The 519-nt window shown below is 69.2% G+C and carries 1 pseudogene; it reads left to right on the top strand.

Features of this window, described 5'->3' with window-relative positions:
* Positions 1 to 40: 40 nt before the first annotated feature.
* A pseudogene (locus MOV74_RS40125) lies at positions 41 to 519 on the top strand (TolC family protein); the annotation flags it as partial.

The raw sequence follows: 519 nt of genomic DNA, 5'->3' as shown, positions 1-519 counted from the left end.
GGTGGCGCCGCAGCCGAAGCAAGACCGGTAGGAGCGCGCCATGACACGCCATTTTGCGCGAGGCCTGCTCGTGCTCACCGCGTTCAGCGTCTCCGGCTGTGCCGCGTTCTCGCCCGACAGCGGCATGAGCGCGGTCTCCGAGCTGACGAGCCGGACCATCGACAAGGACGTCGCCTTCGTGCGAACGGCCGACGGCGCCGGCGCGGTGGAGGCGCGCGTTCACCGATTGCTGGCGCGCCCATTGAGCGCCGACAGCGCCGTGCAGATCGCATTGCTCAACAACAAGGGACTGCAAGCCGCCTATAACGAGCTGGCGCTGGCCGAGACCGATCTGGTCGAGCAGAGCCTGCCGCCCAATCCGGTGTTCTCGATCTCGCGGATCACGGGCAACGGCGCCAGCGAGATCGAGCGTCAGGTGGTCGGTGACATCCTCGCGCTCGCCACCCTGCCGTTCCGCTCCGACATCGCCCGCGAACGCTTCCGCCAGGCCCAGTCGCGCGCCGCGCTGGCGACGTTGCG

This window comes from Bradyrhizobium sp. SHOUNA76, assembly GCF_023006445.1.
Taxonomy (GTDB): domain Bacteria; phylum Pseudomonadota; class Alphaproteobacteria; order Rhizobiales; family Xanthobacteraceae; genus Bradyrhizobium.
The sequence above is the reverse complement of the archived record's forward strand: the minus strand, read 5'-3'. Positions and strand labels throughout refer to the sequence as shown.